At 63.6% G+C, this 21,921-nt stretch carries 20 protein-coding genes; 5 read left to right on the top strand and 15 right to left on the bottom strand.

What is annotated here, in order from left to right; genetic code table 11:
* Window positions 1-44 precede the first annotated feature (44 nt).
* The 10 genes from NKH03_RS13445 to NKH03_RS13400 form a co-directional block, all read right to left on the bottom strand.
* On the bottom strand, window positions 45-1,790 hold the full coding sequence (locus NKH03_RS13445; RefSeq protein WP_352968731.1) for a thiamine pyrophosphate-dependent enzyme: 1,746 nt from the start codon (window positions 1,788-1,790) through the stop codon (window positions 45-47).
* A 349-nt stretch (window positions 1,791-2,139) separates the two neighbouring features.
* Entirely contained in the window at window positions 2,140-2,571 is a 432-nt protein-coding gene (locus tag NKH03_RS13440) for a hypothetical protein (RefSeq protein WP_352968730.1), read from the bottom strand.
* Window positions 2,572-3,556: 985 nt separating this feature from the next.
* Window positions 3,557-5,374: an allophanate hydrolase gene (gene atzF / locus NKH03_RS13435; protein ID WP_352968729.1), complete on the bottom strand. Its 1,818-nt coding sequence runs from the start codon at window positions 5,372-5,374 to the stop codon at window positions 3,557-3,559.
* Entirely contained in the window at window positions 5,371-5,721 is a 351-nt protein-coding gene (locus tag NKH03_RS13430; RefSeq protein WP_352968728.1) for a cupin domain-containing protein, read from the bottom strand. The genes atzF and NKH03_RS13430 overlap by 4 nt, the downstream gene beginning before the upstream one ends.
* A complete protein-coding gene (locus NKH03_RS13425; RefSeq protein ID WP_352968727.1) occupies window positions 5,714-6,382 on the bottom strand; it encodes a cysteine hydrolase family protein in 669 nt (222 codons plus the stop codon). The genes NKH03_RS13430 and NKH03_RS13425 overlap by 8 nt, the downstream gene beginning before the upstream one ends.
* Window positions 6,382-7,914, bottom strand: a complete 1,533-nt coding sequence (locus tag NKH03_RS13420; RefSeq protein ID WP_352968726.1) for an ABC transporter ATP-binding protein — start codon at window positions 7,912-7,914, stop codon at window positions 6,382-6,384. The genes NKH03_RS13425 and NKH03_RS13420 overlap by 1 nt, the downstream gene beginning before the upstream one ends.
* Before the next feature lie 10 nt (window positions 7,915-7,924).
* Window positions 7,925-8,626 (bottom strand): biuret amidohydrolase, encoded by a 702-nt coding sequence (gene biuH / locus NKH03_RS13415; protein WP_352968725.1) that lies wholly within the window; start codon window positions 8,624-8,626, stop codon window positions 7,925-7,927.
* Between the two features lie 16 nt (window positions 8,627-8,642).
* Window positions 8,643-9,569, bottom strand: coding sequence for an ABC transporter permease (locus NKH03_RS13410; RefSeq protein WP_352968724.1), 927 nt, complete (start codon window positions 9,567-9,569; stop codon window positions 8,643-8,645).
* Window positions 9,569-10,666 (bottom strand): ABC transporter permease, encoded by a 1,098-nt coding sequence (locus NKH03_RS13405; RefSeq protein WP_352968747.1) that lies wholly within the window; start codon window positions 10,664-10,666, stop codon window positions 9,569-9,571. Before NKH03_RS13405 ends, NKH03_RS13410 begins: the two co-directional genes overlap by 1 nt.
* Before the next feature lie 45 nt (window positions 10,667-10,711).
* Window positions 10,712-11,839, bottom strand: coding sequence for a BMP family ABC transporter substrate-binding protein (locus NKH03_RS13400; protein WP_352968723.1), 1,128 nt, complete (start codon window positions 11,837-11,839; stop codon window positions 10,712-10,714).
* Between the two features lie 335 nt (window positions 11,840-12,174).
* Here NKH03_RS13400 and NKH03_RS13395 point away from each other — a divergent pair, with 335 nt between their 5' ends.
* On the top strand, window positions 12,175-12,831 hold the full coding sequence (locus NKH03_RS13395; RefSeq protein ID WP_502910875.1) for a GntR family transcriptional regulator: 657 nt from the start codon (window positions 12,175-12,177) through the stop codon (window positions 12,829-12,831).
* Between the two features lie 151 nt (window positions 12,832-12,982).
* Here the strand turns inward: NKH03_RS13395 and NKH03_RS13390 are convergent, their stop codons facing one another.
* Together NKH03_RS13390 and NKH03_RS13385 are read right to left on the bottom strand one after the other, a co-directional pair.
* The gene (locus NKH03_RS13390) at window positions 12,983-13,582 is read right to left on the bottom strand and encodes an NADPH-dependent F420 reductase (RefSeq protein ID WP_352968722.1); all 600 of its coding nucleotides are present in this window, start codon (window positions 13,580-13,582) and stop codon (window positions 12,983-12,985) included.
* A gap of 41 nt (window positions 13,583-13,623) precedes the next feature.
* The gene (locus tag NKH03_RS13385; protein WP_352968721.1) at window positions 13,624-14,358 is read right to left on the bottom strand and encodes an SDR family NAD(P)-dependent oxidoreductase; all 735 of its coding nucleotides are present in this window, start codon (window positions 14,356-14,358) and stop codon (window positions 13,624-13,626) included.
* Between the two features lie 269 nt (window positions 14,359-14,627).
* Between NKH03_RS13385 and NKH03_RS13380 the strand changes: the two genes are divergently transcribed.
* Window positions 14,628-15,524 (top strand): LysR family transcriptional regulator, encoded by an 897-nt coding sequence (locus NKH03_RS13380; protein WP_352968720.1) that lies wholly within the window; start codon window positions 14,628-14,630, stop codon window positions 15,522-15,524.
* 260 nt (window positions 15,525-15,784) lie between these two features.
* On the opposite strand, the gene NKH03_RS13375 is transcribed toward NKH03_RS13380, so the two are convergent.
* The 3 genes from NKH03_RS13375 to NKH03_RS13365 are packed head-to-tail and all read right to left on the bottom strand — an operon-like array spanning window position 15,785 to window position 18,393.
* Window positions 15,785-16,903, bottom strand: a complete 1,119-nt coding sequence (locus NKH03_RS13375) for a mannonate dehydratase (RefSeq protein ID WP_352968719.1) — start codon at window positions 16,901-16,903, stop codon at window positions 15,785-15,787.
* A 4-nt stretch (window positions 16,904-16,907) separates the two neighbouring features.
* Window positions 16,908-17,693 (bottom strand): SDR family NAD(P)-dependent oxidoreductase, encoded by a 786-nt coding sequence (locus tag NKH03_RS13370; RefSeq protein WP_352968718.1) that lies wholly within the window; start codon window positions 17,691-17,693, stop codon window positions 16,908-16,910.
* A complete protein-coding gene (locus NKH03_RS13365) occupies window positions 17,686-18,393 on the bottom strand; it encodes a FadR/GntR family transcriptional regulator (RefSeq protein WP_352879588.1) in 708 nt (235 codons plus the stop codon). Before NKH03_RS13365 ends, NKH03_RS13370 begins: the two co-directional genes overlap by 8 nt.
* 223 nt (window positions 18,394-18,616) lie before the next feature.
* On the opposite strand from NKH03_RS13365, the gene uxuA reads away from it, so the two are divergent.
* From uxuA to NKH03_RS13350, 3 genes are all read left to right on the top strand, one after another.
* Window positions 18,617-19,801 carry a mannonate dehydratase gene (gene uxuA / locus NKH03_RS13360; protein WP_352968717.1) on the top strand — a complete coding sequence of 395 codons (1,185 nt, stop codon included), beginning with the start codon at window positions 18,617-18,619 and terminating at the stop codon, window positions 19,799-19,801.
* 118 nt (window positions 19,802-19,919) lie between these two features.
* On the top strand, window positions 19,920-21,062 hold the full coding sequence (locus NKH03_RS13355; RefSeq protein WP_352968716.1) for an extracellular solute-binding protein: 1,143 nt from the start codon (window positions 19,920-19,922) through the stop codon (window positions 21,060-21,062).
* Window positions 21,062-21,913 (top strand): IclR family transcriptional regulator, encoded by an 852-nt coding sequence (locus NKH03_RS13350; protein ID WP_352968715.1) that lies wholly within the window; start codon window positions 21,062-21,064, stop codon window positions 21,911-21,913. The genes NKH03_RS13355 and NKH03_RS13350 overlap by 1 nt, the downstream gene beginning before the upstream one ends.
* Window positions 21,914-21,921: the final 8 nt, after the last annotated feature.

Genomic DNA, 21,921 nt, shown 5'->3' with positions numbered 1-21,921 from the left:
GAGGCGCCCACGTCGGAAATGAGTGGCGACGTGCTTCCACCCTGTCAGCCCATCATCGTCTTCAGAGGCTCCTGGGAGAGGTTTGTTTCTATCTCCTGTCGACCCGGCGTTTCTTTCAGCGCGGTGCGCATGTTCTTGCGATACTCCTCGGGCATGCGCGGCGGCAGCATGGGCTCATAGGCGTCAACGACTGCCTCAATGATCACCGGACCTTCGGCTGCGAAAGCTGCATCCAGAACTCCCTCAACGTCCTCGGGCCGGGTAACGCTGTAGCCGATACCGCCCATTGCCTGTGCGGCCATGGCGAAATCGATCGGCTGCAGTTCGCAGGCAAATTGCGGGTTGCCGAGAAACATCATCTGTTCCCACGCGATCTGGTTGAGCATGTTGTTCTTGATCACCAGAAGCTTGAGCGGAATCTTGTAGCGCACCGCCGTCGAAAATTCGCCAAGCTGCATGGCGAGCCCACCGTCGCCAACCACGGCCAAAACCGGTCGGCCAGGAAAGGCGATGCCGGCCGCGATCGCATAGGGCAACCCGCAGGCCATGGATGCCAGCGAGCCGGAGACGGCGAAGTCCTGACCCGCCTTGATATCGATATGTCGGGCGGCAAGTTCGGTATTCTGGCCGGAGTCGGTGGCGAGGATGGCGTTGGCCGGCATGCGGTCGCCGAATGCCTTCACCACGCGTTGCGGCTTGAGCGGCACGTCGTCCTTGCTTTCCGCTTCGGCCATCATGCCGCGCCAGCGCCGTACACTCTGCTGTGCCTGTTCGAGAAATGACCTGTCTGTTTTCTGCTTCAACCTTTCATTGAGCAATTGCAGCGTGACGGCCGCATCGCCGACGAGGCCAGCCTCGACGGGATGGCGCAGACCTATGCGCTGCGCATTGCGGTCGATCTGGACCCCGCGCGCCTTGCCTGGCTTGGGGTAATATTCAATGTAGGGAAAGGTTGAGCCGACGATCAGCAGCGCCTCGCATTGCTCCATTATTTCCTGGGAGGCCAGCGTTCCCAATATTCCTATGCCGCCGACGACGTTCGGATGATCGTCCGGCAGCACGGCTTTGCCAAGCAGGGCCTTGGCAACGGGCGCAGCGAGCAGCTTCGCGGTTTTCTCGAGTTCCGCCTTGGCATTGAGGGCGCCACGCCCGGCAAGGATCGCCACTTTCGAGGCCGCATTGAGAATGTTTGCCGCGAGATCGAGTTGGGCCTCGTCGGGTTGCTTGCTGCCTTCGAACCATCGGTTAGGCGTGTGCCTTGGAAGGTTGCGCGGTGAGCGCTTCGCCGATGTCTGTTCCTGCACGTCGCTTGCTATCGACAGATGGGAAACGCCGCGCCCGGCAAGCGCGGAGCGGCAGGCCAGGCTGGCGACGTTTTCCATGTGCGCCGCATCGGCGACATGAGCGTTGAAGACGCTGACGTCGTTGAAGACGCGGGTCAGATCGACATCCTGCTGCGTGAAGGTCTCGATCAGGTCATGGAACTGCATTCCGGTTACGGCGAGGACCGGCACCTGATCGAGCTTTGCGTCGTAGAGGCCGGTCAGCAGATGGGTGCCACCCGGTCCGGAGGTGGCGAGACAGACACCGAGCTTGCCGGTCCATTTTGCATAGGCCGTCGCCATGAACGCCGCCGACTCCTCGTGCCGCACCTGAACAAAACGGATTTTGTCCTGTCTGGTGCGCAGCGCCTCCATGATCCCGTTGATGCCGTCTCCAGGAAGACCGAAGATCACGCGCACATCCCATGCGATCAGCGTGTCGACAAGTATCTCGGCGGTGTTGGGCATCGTAACCTCCACTCTGTCGCTTGCCAAACCCGAGCGCGCTGTGCACTGACGGTATCGGCGTGCCGCTGGTCTGTGCCGCCGCCCAACCAACCACAGGATGACAATGCGCCCGTGTGCCATCCCGCGCGTTATCACCAGCAGGGCTGTCCGGCCCGCGGCACCTGCATCCGGATGACGGTCCCGACGAAAGCCGCCTGGAGAGCCAGGTTCATTATCAACCAACGGGCGGTTCTGCCGCGTTCCGTTTCGTCGCTCGGGGCCTGTGAAGGACATCCGGGGTCACAACGTGCGGGGAACTATCCTCCCTTGGCAGATTGCCGAACGTCCGTGAAAACGCCGCGCATCCGGTTCAGTGCAGCAGAACAGTTCTCAGCCAAGCCGTGAACCTGCTTCCGCGAATGGTCCTACGCACCCTGACGGCGGCCCAACTCGCTTGCATCGTAGTCCCGACGTGACAGCTGCAGACGATTTCGTGCAGTTGCCAGTCGCCCAGCTGGAAAAAGCGTTTTGCCTCCCCATGGCTGTCATCCTGGAGACCCGATGCACGCAGCAGCGGATCCTCGAATGCAACGGTAATAGCCGATCCAGCCGTGCGTGCTTCCTCACGGACTTTGGGATGAAGATGTTCGGTGCCAACAAGCGCTCCAAGGGATCGCGAGGGGTTCTGCTCGAGAAGCTCCGCCCAACGTTCGATCCTCTGTGTTTTGGTCATGACGGCGCTTTGCGCCGTGGGTTTAACATCTGCGATTGTCTGCAGTTCGTGGAGGGTCTGGTGTTTCATGGTTTGGCTCCTGTTGGTCGCGGCATTCCCCCTTTTTCTAGGAACTATCGCGACGGGATGTCCTGACAAGGGCGTCGCCGAAAAGGAGTTCCATTGACCGCATAACGGTCAGTCCCAAGACAACCTCCAGCACACTCGGACGTCGTGCGCTGCGGCGTCCCCATTTGCAAACACCCTAAGAAACTCGGCGGCAGCGCGAAACAAGCGGCTCCCGTCGAAGAAATTGGCCTGGAATCCCGGTTCAATGGAACCTGTCGGCTTACCGCGGGTTGCTCAGCAACCCGTCGCAAAACAAGTCCAAAGGAGGACCGCATGGCGCGCAAAGCAGCTCCCCCCAATCCCAATGTCGCGACGATTCACGACCAAACCCTTGTTCGAGGGCAGGGTGGAGAACTGCACCGGGTTGCGGAAGTAACAGCCAGGGTCAAGTTATAGGAGAGGTCCATCCGACAGGCCACCGCCTGCCGGATGAACTGGAGCGTTCCCTTTCGAACTGAAAGGAATGAGCAGTGGCTGACGAAGAAACCAGACGCCCGGTCATAACCCCGCAAGCCGTGCGGGCGCTGGCGCGCGAGTGCGGAGTGACGGAGAGCCAAATCCGTGAGATCGTTTCATTGGTCGGGACGGACAGGGCATCGATCCTGCGCGAGGCCCGGCTTCTTAAACAGGGCGGGGGTTGAGTCCCCGGCTTTGTATTTTTTCGACCAAACGACAGACTGGCAGGAGGATGCGCCAAAGTCGAAAGCGAAAGAGACCCTGCGCAAGAAAGTCGAGAACGACGCCCAAGGATGGCGTGACGAGCGTAAAACCGCGCGTATTGCAGAGCCAACCGACGCAAAAATTCCGAGGTCGAGGGCTCTGAGGGCTGGCGGCAACGCGATTGACAGCACTCTTCAGCCTAAAGAGCGGCGCTATCCGTCTCGTCTAACAATTGGGGTGTGAGCGACGGGGCAGTGGGCCTTTCGGTGCTGATCGCTTTGGTCTGCTATGTTCTTGCTGGGGCCGAGTTCTTGCTGGGGCCGGCGAAGCGGCGCCAGCCGCCGAAGGACGAGATGTCGGACGCACCGCTGAGGCCAGCGGTTTCGACCAGGAAGCCCTTGGCCGAACTGCCGTCATCGAGCTCGATGGTTCCGATGCCGAGCGGTGGCGGGATGGCCGCGACGAAGCGGCCGAAGGCATCGGCCGACAGCCGCCAGACTTCGACCTCGACGGCAGCGCCGCCCTCGGCGACACGGAGCAGCCCCGGCTTGGGCACGGACTGGCCAGCCAGCGCATAGAGCCTGTAGGCGGCGGATGTCTTTGCCGAGCGCGAGAACCGTGCGCCGAGCTGGCTCAGTTGGCCGTTGAGCGGCATCCCCGAAAGATGCGCGCCAACAACCACGAGATCGATCATGCCATCATCGGCTGATGAAGCTGCAGGCAGAAAACCCGGCTGCTGCCAGCCGGTTGCGCCGAGCGAAAGGCCGCTCGCCGCATGCAGGTCGCGGGCGAGTGCCGCTGTCAGCGCATCGCCGCCGGCCGTCGCCAGCAAGGTGACGCTCATCGGCAGGCCGTCGTCGCGCTTGCCTGTCGGCACGGCGATGCCACACATGTCGAGCAGGTTGACGAAATTGGTGTAGGTGCCGAGGCGGCTGTTGGTCTCGATCGGATCGGCGAGCACGGCGGCGGTGGTGTAGTGCGTCGGCGCGGTCGGCACGCAGAACAGGTCGACCGAGGCGATGACAACAGCGAGTTTCGCCCTGTAGGCTTGCAACGCATAGAGGCCGCGGAAAGCGTCCGCCGCCGAAAGGTTGCGCGCGCCGCCGATGATCTCGCGCGTCACCGGATGCAGGGCCGCTTCGTTGGCCTCCATGAAATCGCGGATCGCCGCATAGCGCTCGGCCACCCAGGCGCCCTCATAGAGAAGGTTGGCGGTGGCGTAGAAATCGCCGAAGGGGATTTCCACCAGCCGGCAGCCGAGCCGCGACAGCGTGGCAAGCGAGGCCTCGAAGCCGGCTTGCATCGCCGCATCGCCAAAGAACTTCAGGTCGGCCTTAGCCGGGATGCCGACGCTCAGCACCGGCGGGCGTACGGCGAGCGGCTGGACGGCGATGTCGCGAGAATATGGATCGGCCGCGTCGCGCCCCGCCGCCGCCAAGAACACCCGATAGGCGTCGTCGACGGTCAATGCGAACACCGAGACGCAGTCGAGCGTGCGGCAGGCCGGCACGACGCCGGCGGCCGACAGCGCGCCGACCGTCGGCTTCAGCCCGACGATGTTGTTGAGGCCGGCTGGAATGCGGCCGGACCCGGCGGTGTCGGTGCCCAGCGCGAAGGAGACGATGCCGCGCGCCGTTGCCACCGCGGACCCCGACGAGGATCCGCCCGGCACCAGGCTGGCATCGACCGCGTTCCTCGGGATCGGATACGGCGTGCGCACGCCGACAAGGCCGGTGGCGAACTGGTCGAGATTGGTCTTGCCCACCACCAATGCGCCGGCTGCCTTCAGCCGGGCCACCACGGTAGCGTCCGCCTCTGGCATATAGGCATATTCGGCGCAGGCGGCGGTTGTCGGCATGCCGGCGACATCGATGTTGTCCTTGACCGCGAACGGCACGCCCCACAGCGGCTTGGCCACCGGATCGAACGGTCCGAGCTTTTGCGCTTGCGCCAGCATGTCCGCCTTGCCGGGCAGATGAATGAAGATGCCGGGATCGTCGGCCGCCGCGATGCGGGCATGAACGGCATCGATCATGGCGGTAACACCGACGCCGGCTGCATAGGCAGCATGTAGACTGCCTATGTCGAAGCGGACCTCGCTCATGTGGACTCTCCCAGAATGATCACCGGAAGGTCCCACTGGATCAGCACGACGCAGCCGTCTTTCGTCCACACCGAATGCTCGGTGCCGACCGGATTCAGCACGACGCTGCCGGTGGAATAGTCGCCATTCTCGTCACTCTGCGTTCCTTCCAGCACGACGATGGTCTCCAGCCCGACATGGCGGTGGCGCGGCACGCCGGCACCAGGCCGGTAGCTGAGGATGGCGACCGACGGCTCCACCGGCCCGCCCTTCAGCAGCCAGTGCACACTGATGCCGTCACGGAAAGGCTCGAACGCCAGATCGCGCCAGCCGCCGTCGAGCAGGCCGGCAAAGGCAAGATTAGGCATTGGCAATTCCCTTGAGTACCTGGTCGGTGGTCGCTGTCCAGCCGACGATGGCGCCCTGCGCCCTGATCATGGCGATCGCCGCTGCCTTGAACTCGGGGAAATAGCTTTCCGTCGCGTCCTCGGCGAGCAGGCACTCATAGCCACGGTCGTTGGCCTCGCGCATCGTCGTCTGCACGCAGACCTCGGTGGTGACGCCGGCAAAGACCAGCTGCCCGGCGCCGAGCCTCTTGAGGTCCTCGTTGAAGGAGGTGGCGTAGAATGCCCCCTTGCCGGGCTTCTCGATGACGATCTCACTGGGCAGCGGTGCCAGCTCGTCGAGGATCGCCGTACCCGGCTCGCCGACGATCAGCACGCGGCCCATCGGGCCGACATCGCCGATGCGGATCGACGGATTGCCACGATTGCGCTTGGCTGGCGGCAGATCGGACAGGTCGGCACGGTGGCACTCCATGGTGTGGATCACCGGCAGGCCGGCGGCGCGGAACCCCTCGATCAGCCGCTTCACCGTCGGCACGATGGTGGTGATGCGGCTGACGTCGTTGCCGAGGCTGGCGCCGAAGCCGCCGGGCTCGGCGAAGTCGCGCTGCATGTCGATGACGACCAGCGCCAGGGACTCCGGCTTAAAGGCAAAGGCAAACGGCTGCGCATCGATTTCAGCCATCAATGATGCCCCGCCATATGCTCGCCGATGGTCTGCACACTCGCACCGGCGATCGGCGTCTCATAGACCAGAGTGCCGTCCGACATGACGAAGATGCGGTCTGACAGCTCCAGTAGCTCGTCGAGATCTTCCGACATCAAAAGCACCGCGGCGCCGGCATTGCGCGCCTTCATGATGCGGGCGCGGATTTCGGCCACTGCCGAGAAGTCGAGGCCGAAGCACGGGTTGGAGACGATCAGAAGGTCGACCTCGCCGGTGAGTTCGCGGGCGAGCACGGCGCGCTGCACATTGCCGCCCGACAGCGAGGCGATCGGCGAGGACAGCGAGGCGGTCTTGACCTTGAACTGCTCGACCAGACGGGCGCTGAAGGCCCTGATGGCACCGGCGCTGATCCAGCTCACCGGCTTGCCGTTGCCGTCGATGTCGAAGGTGCGGAAGGAGATGTTTTCGGCCACGGTCATTTTCGGCGCGCAGGCGTTCTTCAGCGGCTCCTCCGGGATGAGGCGGACATTGAGCGCACGCGCCTCGGCGCGCGTCGCCGCATAGGCGGTGCCGCGCACCATCACTTCGCCGGCATCGCGCGGGCGCTGCCCGGCCAGCACTTCGAGGAATTCCTTCTGGCCGTTGCCGGAAATGCCGGCGATGCCGACGATCTCGCCGGAGCGCACGCCGAGATCCTCGATCCGGATCGACTTCAGCCCGGTGCGGTCCGGCGCCTTCAGCGCCTTGATCTTGAGTACGATCTCGGCGTCCGGCTTCGGCTCGGCTCGGCTGTCGAGCGCCGCGATCGGCTGGTCGCCGATCATCATCGCCGCCATCTGCCTGTGGTCGAGGTCGGCTACGCGGCCGGTGCCGGTCAGCCTGCCCTTGCGCAGCACGCTGACGTCGTCGGCGAACGCCGTCACTTCGTGGAATTTGTGCGAGATCATCAGCACGGTGAGGTCGCCGGCCCTGGTCATGGCGCGCACGAGGCCGAGCACCTCCTGCGCCTCACCGGGGGTGAGCACCGAAGTCGGCTCGTCCAACACCAGGAAGGAGCGGCCGAGATAGAGCTGCTTGACGATCTCCAGCTTCTGCTTCTCGCCGGCGGCAAGCTCGGCCACCTTGACGTCGAGCGGAAGCTTGAAGGGCATCCGGTCCATGAACACGGCAAGCCCGCCGCGCTCCTTGCGCCAGTCAATGATGCCAGGCACCTTTTCGCGCGAAATGACCAGGTTTTCCGCGCCGGTCAGCGACGGCACGAGGGTGAAATGCTGGTAGACCATGCCAAGGCCGAGCGCCGAGGCATCCTTGGGGCTGGCGATCGCCGCCTCGCGGCCGTCGACCAGCATGTCGCCGGAGGTCGGATGGTAAAAACCCATCATGCATTTGACCAGCGTCGACTTGCCGGCGCCGTTCTCGCCGAGCAGCGCGTGGAATGATCCCGCCGGCACCTTGACCGAGACATCGTCGAGCGCAGTGAAAGCGCCGAACCGCATGGTCATGCCGATGGTTTCGACGCCGACGGCCTTCTTGCCGATGGTTTTGCTCATCCCCGGTTCCTCACGGCAGTTGGGCGACGAATGACGCCGAGTTCGACACCGCGCCGAAGACGCCGCCTTGCATCTTGATCATCTTGATGGCGGCCAGATGGTTCCCATAGTCGGTCGCGCCACAGCAATCCTCCAGCATCACGCATTCGAAGCCGCGGTCGTTGGCCTCGCGCATGGTGGTGTGGACGCAGACATCGGTGGTGATGCCGGTGAGCACGATGTTGTCGATACCGCGCTGGTTGAGGATCAGCTCCAGGTCGGTGGCGCAGAAGGAGCCCTTGCCCGGCTTGTCGATGATCGGCTCGCCCTCGGCCGGATAGAGGTCGGGGATGATGTCCCAGCCGGGCTCGCCGCGCACCAGGATGCGCCCGCAGGGGCCGGGATCGCCGATGCCGGCATTGATGCGACGCGAGCGCCAGCGCTTGTTGGCCGGCAGGTCGGCGAGGTCGGGCCGATGGCCCTCGCGGGTATGAATGATCGTGTAGCCCTTGGCCCGCATCTCCGACAGCACCGCCTTGATCGGCTCGATCGGCGCGCGCACCAGCGACAGATCGTAGCCCATATGGTCGACATAACCGCCCGGCCCGCAGAAGTCGGTCTGCATGTCGATGATGATCAGCGCCGTGTTGTCGGGACGAAGCTCGCCATTGTAGGGCCATGGATAGGGATCGGCGTCGATATAGCGCTGGGTGACACCAGCTCTGGCGTTCATGGCAAAAACTCCGGTCTCATTTGGTGATCGACAATTCGCCCGGTGCGCCGGCAAGCGAGCGGCTCGGCGACGAGGTGGCGATCATGATGACCAGGGTGAGGATGTAAGGGGCGGCGTAGAAGAGGTAATAGCCCTGCGTGACGCCGACCGATTGCAGGGCAGGACCAAGCGCTCCTGCCCCGCCGAACAGAAGGGCGGCGGCAAAGCAGCCAAGCGGGTTCCAGCGCGCGAAGATGACCAGCGCCACCGCCATCAACCCTTGGCCCGACGAGATGCGTTCGGTCCAGCTGCCGGGATAATATAGCGACAGATAGGCGCCGCCGATGCCGGCGAGCGCGCCGCCGACGCCGGTGGCGATCAGGCGCACGGTGTTGGGGTTGAGGCCCATGGCGCGCGCGGCGTCGGAACTGTCGCCGACGACGCGCACGATGAGGCCGGCGCGGGTGTTGCGGAAGGCCCACCATAGGAACACCGCAAGTGCGGCGCCGATCAGGAACAGCACGTTGACGTCGAGGGCTGCCTGCACCTGCGGAATGTCCGACCAGGCACCCAACGGAATGGCCGGCAGGTCGGGCGCCGAGGGTTGGATGAACGGCTTGCCGAAGAAGAAGGCGAGGCCCGAGCCGAACAGCATCAAGGCGATGCCGATGGCGATGTCGTTGACCTTCGGGAATTTGCAGATCCAGCCGTGGAAGAGGCCGAAGCACTGGCCGGCGAAGGCGGCGGCAATGAGGCCGAGCCAGGGCGAGCCGGTCACAACCGCCACGGCATATGCAGCCATGGCGCCGAACACCAGCGTGCCTTCCAACCCAAGGTTGATGCGGCCCGAACGCTCGGTGATGGCTTCGCCGAGCGAGACGAAGATGAAGGGCGTTGAGACGCGGATCGCGCCGCCGACGATGGCGAGCGGCACGCCCCACAGGCCGATCCCGCTGGCGTCCATCAGCTGCTCCTCTGCCACAGATCGGGGTTGAAGGCCTTGAGGCGGCCATAGAAGGTCTCGCTGAAGAGGATGACGATGAACAGCATGCCCTGCAGCACCAGCACGGTGGCGTCGGGCAGGTCCATGCGGCGCTGGATCAGCCCGCCGGAGGCGTCGATGCCGCCGAGCAGGAAGGCGACCGGGATGATGGCCAGCGGATTGTGGCGGGCGAGGAAGGCGACGAGGATGCCGGTATAGCCATAGCCGGCGGCAAGCGAGGCGTTGGCGCTGCCCTGCACCGCCGCGACCTCCAGCATGCCGGCAAGGCCGGAGAAGCCGCCGGCCAGCCCGGTGAAGCCGACGATCAGCGAGCCGACGGCAAGCCCCTGCACCTGGGCGGCCCTGACATTGCCGCCAGCGATGCGGGCGGCAAAGCCCCAGCGGGTCTTTTCGATCAGCACCCAGGACAGAACGCAGGCGACGACGCCGACGGCAAGGCCCCAATGTACCTCCATGCCCGGCATGCTGCCGATGCGGTAGATATCGGCCAGCGGCTGGGTCGAGGGCTTGTTGAGCGAGGCTGGGTCGCGCAGCGGCCCTTCGACCAGTTGGTTCATCAGGGCGATGGCGATATAAGCCATCAGTAGGCTGGAGATGGTCTCGTTGACGGCGCGGTAATGGCGGAGCGCGCCGACGGCACCTATCCAGATGCCGCCGGCGGCCATGCCCGCCACGCCCATGACGAGAATGACGATGAAGGAGGGAGCGCCGTCGAGCGCCGTGCCTGCTGCCGCGGCGGCGACGCCGCCGAGCACGATGGCGCCCTCGCCGCCGATAACGACGAGGCCGAGCCGGGCCGGCAGGGCCACGCAGAGCGCCGCCAGCAACAGGGGTGCGGCGCGTGACAGCGAGTTCTGCACCGAGAACCACGAGCCGAAGCCGCCGCGCCACATCGTTTCATAGAGCTGGACCGGCGACTTGCCGACAGCCAGGATGAACAGGCTGAACAGGGCCATGCCGACGACCAGCGCCGCCAGCGGAATGACGAATGCTTCCGCCCGCCGCGCCATCCATTCCAGCGCCGCCGGATGACCCCTGGCGCCGAATGTCACCGGCATGCCGGCTTCTGTCACTATCTCCGCCATCGCCCCGCTCCCTTTCGGTCAGGCGGTCGAGCCGACGACCCCGTCGACCAGATAGTCCATGCTTTCGAGTTCGATCGCGTTCTCGGGGAAAGCCTGGCCCTCGGTGGCCACGACAGCACCCTTGTTGCTGTTCAGCGGACCCTTGATGACGGCGAAGCCGCCCTTCATCATTTCGGCCAGCGTGGCGTCGAACTGTTTGCGCGCCGGCTCGGAGACGGCGGGGCCGAGCGGGCTCATCTTGACGAAGCCATCGGCCAGACCGCCGCGCGTGAAGTTGGGCAAAGGCTTGCCGACGACGAGATCGTCGACGAACATCTTGTAGACCTTGGCCCAGTTCCATTCGGCGCCGGTCAGGTATTTCTCGGGTGCCAGCGGGCTCTGGTTGGCGTGGTAGCCGCAGACGAAGGCGCCGCGGCCGGCTGCCGTCTCGACCACCACTTTCGGGCTGTCGACATGGCAGGTGACGACATCGGCGCCCTGGTCGACCAGTGCGTTGGTGGCTTCCGCCTCCTTGACCGCCAGCGACCATTCGCCGGTGAAGATGACCTGGCAAGTGATCGTCGGATCAACCGAGCGCGCGCCGAGCAGGAAGGAGTTGATGTTGAGCAGCACCTGCGGAATGGGTTTGGCCGCGACGAAGCCGAGCTTCTTGGTCTTGGAGGTGTGGCCGGCGACGACGCCGTTGAGATACTGACCCATGCCGATATAGCCGAAGTAGGAGCCGGCATTCATCGGATGCTTATCCTTGTTCCACATGCCGCCGCAGTGGCGGAACTGAACGTCGGGGAATTTCGCGCACATGGCCAGCATGTGGGGGTCGAAATAGCCGAACGAGGTCGGGAAGATCAGCGAGGCGCCGTCGAGATTGATCATCGATTCCATCGTCTTTTGGACATCGACCGTCTCCGGTACGTTCTCCTCCTCGACGACGGTGATGCCCTCGATGCCTTTCAGCGCCGCTGCCCCCTCGGCATGCGCCTGGTTGTAGCCGTAATCATCCTTCGGACCGACATAGATGAAGCCGACCGTGGCGCTCGCGGCGAACGCCTTGCTGATGGGAAAGGCCGCGGAGGCAAGCCCGAGTGCGGCTCCCGCGGCGGTGGTCTTGAGCAATTGGCGGCGGCTAAGCATGAATCGGTCGGTCATGTGAATGCTCCCCTGTAGGACCCTCTCCGGGTCGGTTAACGCCTTTTCGAGAAAGTGCATGCAATCGCTGTGCCAGTTCAAAACAGAAGATTTATATAATGAAATCAGGAATGAATATCTTTTGCGCTGCACAATTGAAAGGCAATTGCATACACTTGTGGCCTTAAATGAAGCCAATTTGACAGGTGGATTAAAATATAGGCATAGAGGATGCGAGACGAGTCGGGTCGCGCCGTTCGGCACTGATTTCATGGCTCGGACGTAGAAGCACGGAAGGCGAAGCAGATTTGTCGGGAAAGCGCAGCCTGATCCGGTCAGGCACGACCGTCGATCAGATGGTGAGGGCGATCGGCGACCGGATCGTCACCGGCGTGCTGCGCCCTGGTGAAAAGCTCGACGAGGCTTCGCTCGCCGCCCGCTTCGAGGTGTCACGCACGCCGGTACGCGAGGCGCTTGGCCAGCTCAGCGTCATGGGCCTTGTCGAAAGGCGACCTAACCGGGGCGCGATCGTCGCCGTGGTGACGCAGGAGCATCTCGCCTCGATGTTCGAAAGCATGGCCGAGTTGGAAGGCATCTGCGCCCGCTTCTGCGCCGAACGCATGACCGGCGGCGAGCGTCGCACGCTCGAGATCGAACACCAAGCCTCGGCCCGGTTGGTGCGGCTGGGCGCCGAGGAAGACTATGAATACTTCAACACCGAATTCCACAGCCGGCTCTATCGCGGCGCCCATAGCACGCACATCCAAGAGCTGACCGCCACGACGCGCAGCCGCCTCGCCCCCTTCCGCCGCGCACAGTTCAGGCTAGCCGGCCGCCTGGCCAAGTCCTGGCAAGAGCATGACGCCATCGTCACCGCCATTCTGCGCGGCGATGGTACCGCAGCCGGAACCGCGGCCAAGAATCACGTCTCGATCGTCAGCGAGGCAAGTGCCGTCTTTGCCGTCGGTGATCAGCCGAAAGCCGCAAGCACGACGCCGGTCACCGCCGACTGAGAAACCAATTGGTTGCAGCACCGGCACATAGCGCCGAAGCTACGGATCTGGCTGCGCGACCTTGTGGCCTTCAAATATTCGGTCGCGCGCTGCTCGAAGAGGTTAGCGCGCGACCAGTTCTCGGCGTCGATCGCACGCGGTCGTAGATCGATTATTGCTCCTTCTTGAATAAATCCTGGAAGATGAGCTGGCCCCAAGTGCGGCCGCGTGCGTGTACCAGCGCGCCACCCTCGTTGAGCTTTCCCAGCTTGACGGGTGCGAACCCGAGTTGTTTGGCCAAGGCCGCCACGGGTGCGATCGCGTCCTCGTCGTCGCTCGACAGAAAGACGACCCGGTGGCCGCCCTCGACGACCGGATCGGTAGCCAGGGTGGCCGCAACTAGGTGATTGAATCCTTTCACGAACTTGGCGCCGGTGAACGACTTCGCGACGAATGCGGAGGACGAGAGGCCGTCCAGCTCTTCAGGGACAGGAAACGCGTTCATCGCGTCGATGACCGTCTTGCCTTTCCAACTCGGCAGGGCTTTCGCAACCTCGCGATGCTCCCCGAAAGGGACCGCCAAGATAATTGTGTCGGCCTCGAGTGCTTCCCGCAGCGACTTGGCGACGACCGTTGGTCCAATCGCCCGAGCCTGCGGCGCCAACGCCTCGGGCGGCCGGCGGCTTGCGACGGTCACGTGGATGTTTTTACGGGCGAAGGCGTAGGCGAGGGCCTGGCCTATCTTACCGAATCCTACAATCGCGTAGTTCATAATGCTTCTCCCATCCGTGTTGATATTGATTCCCCGACCCTTCAGATGGCCGAGAAGCCGCCGTCGACAGACAACTCCACCCCATTCACGAAGCTCGAATCGTCTGAAGCAAGAAACAGCGCGACCGCCGCAATTTCCTCAGGACGCCCCATCTTTCCCCGCGGGATCAGGGATTCGAACATCTGCTTCGCCTCCTCGGTGAGAACTTGGTCCTGCATCGGTGTGGCGATCGGCCCTGGGTGCAGCACGTTCACCCGGATATTCCTGCCCTTGAGTTCGTTGAGCCATCCGCGTGCGAATGCGAGCAACGTCGCCTTGCTCGCCGCATACACGCTGTAACCAGGAAACCCTTTGATCGAAGCAACCGACCCGGTCATGAAGATCGATCCGCCATCGTTGAACAGCGGCAACGCCTTCTGAACCGTAAACAGCGTGCCGCGCGCATTCAGGTTGAAGGCCGCATCGAAGTGCTGCTCGGTAATCTCGCCCAGTGGGAGGGCTTCGCCGGTGCCGGCGCTCGCATAGAGGACGTCGATCTTGCCCTTTTCCCGCTTGACTGTATCGAACAGGCGGTCGAGGTCGTCGAGATTGGATGCGTCGCCGCGCACGCCGGTCACGTTCCGGCCGATCAGCCTGACGGCCTCGTCGAGCGCCTCCTGTCTCCGGCCCGTGATGAAAACATAGGCGCCTTCTTCAACGAACCGTCTGGCGCTCGCCAGCGCCATGCCGCTCGATCCGCCGGTGATCACAGCAACCTTACCCTCAAGCTTTCCCATGACTTCTCCTTTTGTGTTGTCGGGACAGCATCTGCCTCCGAGGACCTCGAAATGGGTCCGCCGGTGTCAGTTGTTGAGTGCGGAAGCGCGCACATCGGTGGTGCGAAATCGATCCGGTTGGACCGACTGACGCCAGCCGCGACGATCGGTGTCCGCCGTTCGGAATTGGGCCGCACTCGTCGACATAGGCTATTATGACCATCCGTACTGCTGTTCGATGTGTTAGATACGGGCTTTGGAAGGCGCACCGCGCGGTGCTGGATTGCACCATGATCGACTGGGATGACGTCCGCTACTTTCTTGCCGTCGCGCGCGCAGGCTCGGTGCGGGCCGCCGCCGAGCGCCTCGGGGTGAATCACTCGACCGCGCTGCGACGCATCGCTCAGCTCGAGGAACGCCTAGGGGCGCAGATGTTCGAAAAGCTGCCTTCGGGCTACCGCCTGACGGCCGCGGGCGAGGAGGTCCTCGAGCTCGCGAACCAGATGGAAGCGTCGTCGCACCAGCTGGAGACGCGCGTCTTCGGGCGCGACCAGAGCGTGCGCGGGCTTCTGCGGGTGACGCTGGCGCCGCCCCTGGCGACACATCTGCTCATGCCGGACTTCGCCGATTTCGCGCGTCTGCATCCGGACATCGAGATGGAAATCTTGTCGTCCGGCGAGCTGGCAAATCTGACCAATCGAGAGGCCGACGTCGCGATCCGCGTCGTCTACGACCGCAAAACCCTGCCGCTCAATCTTCACGGCCTGAAGGGACCGGAGCTGTTCGGCGGCGTCTACATGTCCTGCGATCGACTAGCCGCGTGGCGTGCGGGCGCGCCTGATCCCATCCGGTGGATCGTCATAAGCATTCATGGAATCCCGGACTGGGCCAGCGAGGGTGAGGTCCGCGCCACGGGGGTTCCATTCAGGACCTCGGACGCCGAGGCTCAGATCGTTGCCGTACGGCAAGGGCTCGGGATCACGACACTGCCGTGCTTCGTTGGCGATGCCGACCCCCTACTGGTGAGGGTGCCGGGTACCGACCTGCACCTGTACGGAACAGTTTGGCTCCTCACACAGGGGGAGACACGCAAGACGAAGCGCGTGAGGCTCTTCACCGAATTCGTATCCCGCAGGCTCGCCGCGTACGCGCCGCTTCTCGCGGGGCTGTCCATATCGCTCGACTGACGCCCGGCAGGTCGCCGGCGACGCTTGCCGTAATCCGGTCGGAAGCCGAGCGCGATCGCTTGAAGCGGCGTCGTTCAGTCCGCGAATGGCGCGCCGTGTCGCAACCGGTGCGAGGGCCGCACTACTACTGGCGGGGTACGGACACACCGAGAATCGTCGCTCAGGTCGGTATCAGTTCGCCCCCAATGCGTAGCGTGGCGACGCGCCACTGGCGACGTGGATCTCACCAGGCTTGAGATCATAGAGGCGCGTCGATTTTGTCATGAGGCTTGCATCCGGATGTTGGTGGCTTGGGCGGTCCGAGAAGGCCCCAGCGCCGCAGCGTTCTGGACCAGCGCACGCATGTAGCCCAAGGCAAAGGCCTTTCCGGCGTGCCAGGGCGCGTCGCAGGACATCTCCGGCGTATGGTCCGGGATCATCACGCCGTCATAGTTTTCATCGCGCAGGATGCGGATGATTTCGGCCATGTCGATGTCGCCGTCATCGACGAAAGTCTCATGATAGTTAGGCACCTTGCCACGCACATTGCGGAAGTGGATGTAGCCGATGCGTTTGCTTCGAGCGAAGCGCCGGACGTGTCCGTAGATATCGTCGGTGCCCGGCATTTCCTGCAGCGAGCCGAGGCAGAGCTCCAGCCCATTGGACGGCGAGTCGACGATGCCCATCAGCCGGTCGTATTTCTGCGGCCGGTTGACGAGCCGCGCGGCGCCACGCAGCGCTTCGGCCGGCGGATCGTCGGGATGCGCCGCCAGCATGACGCCGGCCTCTTCGGCCACCGGAACGAGTTCCTGGAGGAAGACGCCTAGACGCTGCCAGAGCTCGTCGCTGCTGACAGACACGGGCTCGGCATTGGGCCGCCCGGCACGATAGCGCATGTTCCAGACCACGCCGTCGGGGAGGGGCAGATCGGGATCGATGGCAGCGAGGTCGAGCCCCACCGACATCGCCTCGCCCCGAGCGAATGGGCCGCGCGACCAGCCCCAGACGCCGGCGATCGAGAAGTTGTAGCCGATACAGGGAATACCGGCACGTCCGGCATCACGAACAAGGCGCTTCAATCCTTCGATCTGTTTTGCCCTGTCAGGACCGCCGAGCAGCACGTCCGACCAGAAACGCGGCGAGAAATTCTCGATCGCGGCGATTTCCAGGCCGTTGTCGCGCACGGTCTTCAGCAGACCGACGAAATCCTCATAATCCCAAAGCTCATCGCTGGAGCAATCGCCCCAACCCTCGGCTTCGCTGCCGGCGGACAGCGAAGGATCGCGGCCGCGAAAATAGTTGGTGAGGTGGGCAACGATGTGGGTGGCGCCTGCCTGGCGGGCGAAGCGGAAATTATCAGGGGTCAGCGACTCCCGGTAAAGGCCAAGACCGATCTTCATGGCTCTATTTCACGCCGATACCGGCGGTTAGGCCGCCATCTATTCTGTAGTCCGCGCCAGTGCAGAAGCCGGCCTTCGACGAGCACAGGAAGGCGATCAGCTCCGCCACCTCTTCCGGCTCGCCGATACGGCCAAGCGGATGGGCCGCGCCGAAGCGCTTGTAGGCAGCCTCGACATCGGCATCCGTGCCGCTGTCGCCGCGCGCGGCCTTCTCGAGTATCGGCGTGCGGATCGAGCCTGGACTGACGGAATTGACCCGGATACCCGCCGCCGCGTAGTCCAGCGCCAGCGATCGCGTCAGCGTGTGGATGGCCCCCTTGGTCGTGGCATAGGCGGCGACGTTCTGCTGACAGGCGAAGCCCTGCACCGAAGCGACGTTGACGATGGCGCCGCCGCCACGCTTGATCATTTCCGGGATGCCGAAATGCGCTATCAGGTAGATCGATCCGACATTGACCGTCATTGCGCGGTTCCAGGTTTCCCAGTCGGTTGTCGTCGCTGTCCCGTAAGGATGCACCGCCGCGGAATTGACGATGATGTCGATGCCGCCGAATTTCGCGACGCCGGTCGCGACCGCGTCGCGAACCTGGTCGGAAACCGAAACATCCACCGTTTGCACCAGCGCATTCGCTCCGGCTCCGGCGAGGCTTTCCTGCATGGCCGCATTGGCTGCCTCATCGATGCCGCAGGCGACGATCGCAGCACCCCCCTGCGCCAGGCGCTTCGCGGTGGCGAGCGCGATGCCGGTCGTGCCGGTGATCAGCGCAACCTTGTTCTCAAACTCAGACATGCTGCAAATCCTTGGAAGATGTCGGGTCCGGCAGCGCCGGCGAGGTGCGAGCGTTTTCGAGGTCGTCGGGAACGAAGCGCAGGCCGAAATCGAGATGTCGGCTCATCAGGTAGCTGTAAGCGATGCGGTCGCGCGCCCGCAGAGCCGCGATGATCTCGCCATGGGCGTGGCGTGTTTCGCTCAGCACCGGACGGATGGATTTGCCGACGGTCATGATGTGCAGGATGACCGGCGACAGGAACTGATAGGTCTGCACCAGCATGCGGTTGCCGGCAAGCTTCATCAGCGCCAGATGGAAATCGAAATCGCGCTGCGCGGCTTCCTGGACGTCCTTGCTGGTTTCGATCAGGCCGTTGACTTCGTCCAGGACATCGAGTTCGGCGGCACTGGCATTGAGGATGATGTGGTCGCCGATGCTCACTTCGATGATGCGGCGAAACCCCTGTATGTCGTGAAAGGAGGTCCTTGAAATATCCATCTGGGCAGCGAAGAAATTCTGGATCGCGATATTCTGGCGGTCGGCCAGTACCGCGCCGACACGCGGCTTGGGGTCGATCAGGCCATAGGTGCGGATGGTGCGCAGCGCCTCGCGTATCGTGTTGCGGCTGGCGCCGAATAGCTCGCCAAGGTCCCGCTCGGTTGGCAGGACGTCGCCGACGGACATGGCGCGGTTCCGAATGAGGTCAAGGATCTGCCGCACAGTCTGGTCGACGGCCGAACTGCTGACTCCGGCATCTTCCGTCGCTTCTTGATCCAAGGCGTTGTCTCTCCTTATTTGTTGGACCAAGCCTAGGCCCAATCGGATAGGAAATCAATCGGCGCCCGGCAAAAGAGGGAAAAAGGATCGCCGCCAGAAGAATTCAGCTTGTTGACAGGTCTGTGGTCCAACAATATGGTCGCCTTGCTAACATTGAGGAGGCTTCATGGAACAGTGCTGGCGCTGGTATGGACCGAACGACCCGGTAACTCTCGATCATGTCAGGCAGGCAGGCGCGACAGGCGTGGTGACGGCCTTGCACGATATCTATGACGGGCGCGCCTGGCCGCTCGAGAGCATTCTGGAGCGCAAGCGGATCATCGAGGCCGCTGATCTGACATGGTCGGTTGTCGAGAGCATTCCGGTCCATAATTCCTTCAAGATCGGCGCACCGGAACGCGAGCGCTACGCCGGCTTCTATCGCGACAGCATCCGCGCACTTGCCAGGGCCGGCATCGCGACGGTCTGCTACAATTTCATGCCCGTGGTCGACTGGACCCGCACGGATCTGGCCTATCGGCTTCCGACAACAGGTTATGCGCTGCGTTTCGACGCGGTCGATTTCGCGGCCTACGATTTGTTCGTCCTGAAGCGCAAGAATGCCGAGGCTGGCTACAGTGCCGCCCGCATCGCCGAAGCGGAAGCGCGACTGAAGGCACTGAGCAGCGAGGCGATCGACAGGATCGAGCGCAACCTGATCGCCGGCCTGCCGGCGACGGAGCGCAGCTACAACAGGGACAGTTTTCGCGAGGCCCTAGCGGAATACGACGCGATCGGACCGAAGGAGCTGCGCGACAACCTTGCGTGGTTCCTGCGCGAGATGATTCCGGTGGCCGAAGAGGAGGGGGTGCGCATGTGCATCCATCCCGACGACCCGCCCTTCTCACTCTATGGCCTGCCCCGCATCGTCTCGACCGCCGAGGATGCGCGTTTCATCCTCAACGCCGTCGACAGCCCCGCCAATGGCCTGACGTTCTGCACAGGCTCCTACGGGACACGCGCCGACAACGACATTGTCGCCATGGTTAAGGAGTTCGCCGGCCGCATCCATTTCGCCCATCTGCGCAACATCACCATCGAGGATGATGGTTCGTTCTATGAGGCCGAGCATCTGGAGGGCGGCACCGACATGGCGCATGTCATCCTCGCTCTGATGCAGGAGGAGACGCGGCGCCGGAAGGAGGGCCGCGCCGACTGGCGCATTCCGATGCGGCCGGATCACGGCCATCTGCTCGCCGACGATATCGGCAAGACCAGGATCAATCCCGGCTATTCGCTGATCGGGCGGCTGAAAGGCCTCGCCGAGCTGCGTGGCATCATGCGCGCCGTGGAACGCTTCGGGCTGGCATGAAGCCGTCAGGAAGCCAACTGTAATTTGCATATGTAAAAGTTACTTGTCTATGTGAAAATAGCTGCTACGACTGCGGGCCGGGCGGACTTGCTCGGTTGCCAGGGAGGAATTGCCTGAAATGACAGGACTGCGCGGTCTTGCGTGGGATCATCGACGCTGCTGGGGTCCGCTCGACGCCAGCGTGGCGCCGTATTGCGCTGGCAATCCAGGCCTTGAAATCGAATGGGATCGCCGCAGCCTCTATGAATTCGGCGAGGGTGCTCTCGGTTCGGTGCTCGGCAATTACGATCTGGTCGTGCTCGACCATCCCTTCATCGGCGACATCGCGCAGGATGAGCTGATGGTGCCGTTCGACGCCTATCTGTCGGCCGAACAAATCCGTTTCTTCGAACACGATTCGGTCGGTGCGTCCTGGCGCTCCTACGCAAAGGACGGACGCCAATGGGCGTTGCCGATCGATGCCGCTTGTCAGGTCGCGTCCTATCGCCCGGATCTCCTGGAGTGTTACGGGCCGGTGCCGCGCGCACATGACGAGGTGGTCGAGCTTGGTCGGCGCGCCCGTAAGAACGGCAAATGGCTCGGCCTGCCCTCGGTCCCGACGGATGCCATGTGCATGCTTCTGACGCTTGGCCGCCCACAGGAGAACGGTGGGCAATTCATTGCCAGGGAGACGGTCGAGCAGGCCGTCACTCAATTGCGAGAGCTCGCGGCGCTGTCGCATCCGAACTCATCAAAATGGAACCCGATCCGCTGCTATGACCACATGATCGCGCATGACGACGTGGTCTATGTGCCTTTCGCGTTCGGCTATGTGAACTATGCCTCCAGGAGTGACAGGCCGTGTCTGCGCTTTGCCGACGTGCCGACGCCGCACTCCGCCGGAGCCTTGCTCGGCGGTGCCGGCATCGGCGTCAGCGCCCGGTCGAAACACAAGCAGGCCGCGATCGACTACGCGGTGTTCCTGTGCTCGCCCGAATACCAGCGCGGCGACTATGTGAAGTCGGGCGGACAGCCGGGATCGCTGGCGGCCTGGATGGATGTCGAGGTCAACCATCTCACCGGCAATTTCTTCAGCTCGACGCTTGCGACGATCAGTTCGTCCTATCTGCGTCCGACGCATTCAGGCTTCATCGCCTTCTTCCGCGAATGCGCGCCGCATGCGGCGGCCGCCATTGCCGGCGACATTTCGGCTGCCGAACTCGCCGACCATGTGAATCGCCTCTACCGCGAAACCAGGCAACCGGAACGGAGCATTGCGTGATGGCCGCCAGCGTTACCGAGACGCTCGACGACAGCGAAAGCGGCCGCAACGGCTATCGTGTGCCGGCGGTAGACAAGGCGCTCGACGTCCTTGAGTTCATGGCAGCCAGCGCCGAAACGCTGACCCAGACCGAGATCGCGGCCGGCCTCGGGCGCTCCATTCACGAAATCTACCGCATCCTGCTCCTGCTGGAAAAGCGCGGATACATCTTTCGCACGCAGTCGGACCGCTTCCGCCTGTCGCTGAAGCTGTTCGAGCTGGCGCATATGCACCCGCCGGTAAACCGGCTGGTCGAATGCGCGCTGCCGGTGATGCGTGAGTTGACCGCCAATGCCGATCAGAGTTGCCACCTCGTGGTGCGCGAAGGCCAGAACGCGCTGGTGGTGCTGCAGATCGATTCACCGCTGCCGATGCGCTACTCGGTTGCCTTGGGGTCGCATTTCCCGATCCTCGAAACCAGTTCAGGCGCGGTCTTGCTCGCCCATTCGAACCGGGCCGAGCGCGACCGCATTGTCGATCGCATCGTGACCGCCGGCGAAGGACAGGGCACGCGGGCCGAAATCGAGGCACGGCTGAACGAGGTGGCCAGGCTCGGCTACGAGATGCGTGCCTCGCTGGCCGTCGAAGCCTGCACCAACATCTCCATGCCGGTGCGCGATCACATCGGTGCCGTCATCGCCGCACTCACGGTCCCGCTGCTGCCGCAGAAGGCGGCACGGTTCGACCGGCAGACCGTCTTCGAACGCACCCGGGCAGCCGCCGAGAAGATATCGGCGGAACTCGGTTGGGGGGAATCCAACTCTTCGTTACGTGCCGACCCGGAACGGCGGGACTACCCGTTCAGCGATTAACAAAAGCG

Source organism: Mesorhizobium sp. M1406 (assembly GCF_040317555.1).
Taxonomy (GTDB): domain Bacteria; phylum Pseudomonadota; class Alphaproteobacteria; order Rhizobiales; family Rhizobiaceae; genus Mesorhizobium.
Note: the sequence above shows the minus strand (reverse complement) of the source record. Positions and strands in the feature narration are given on the sequence as shown.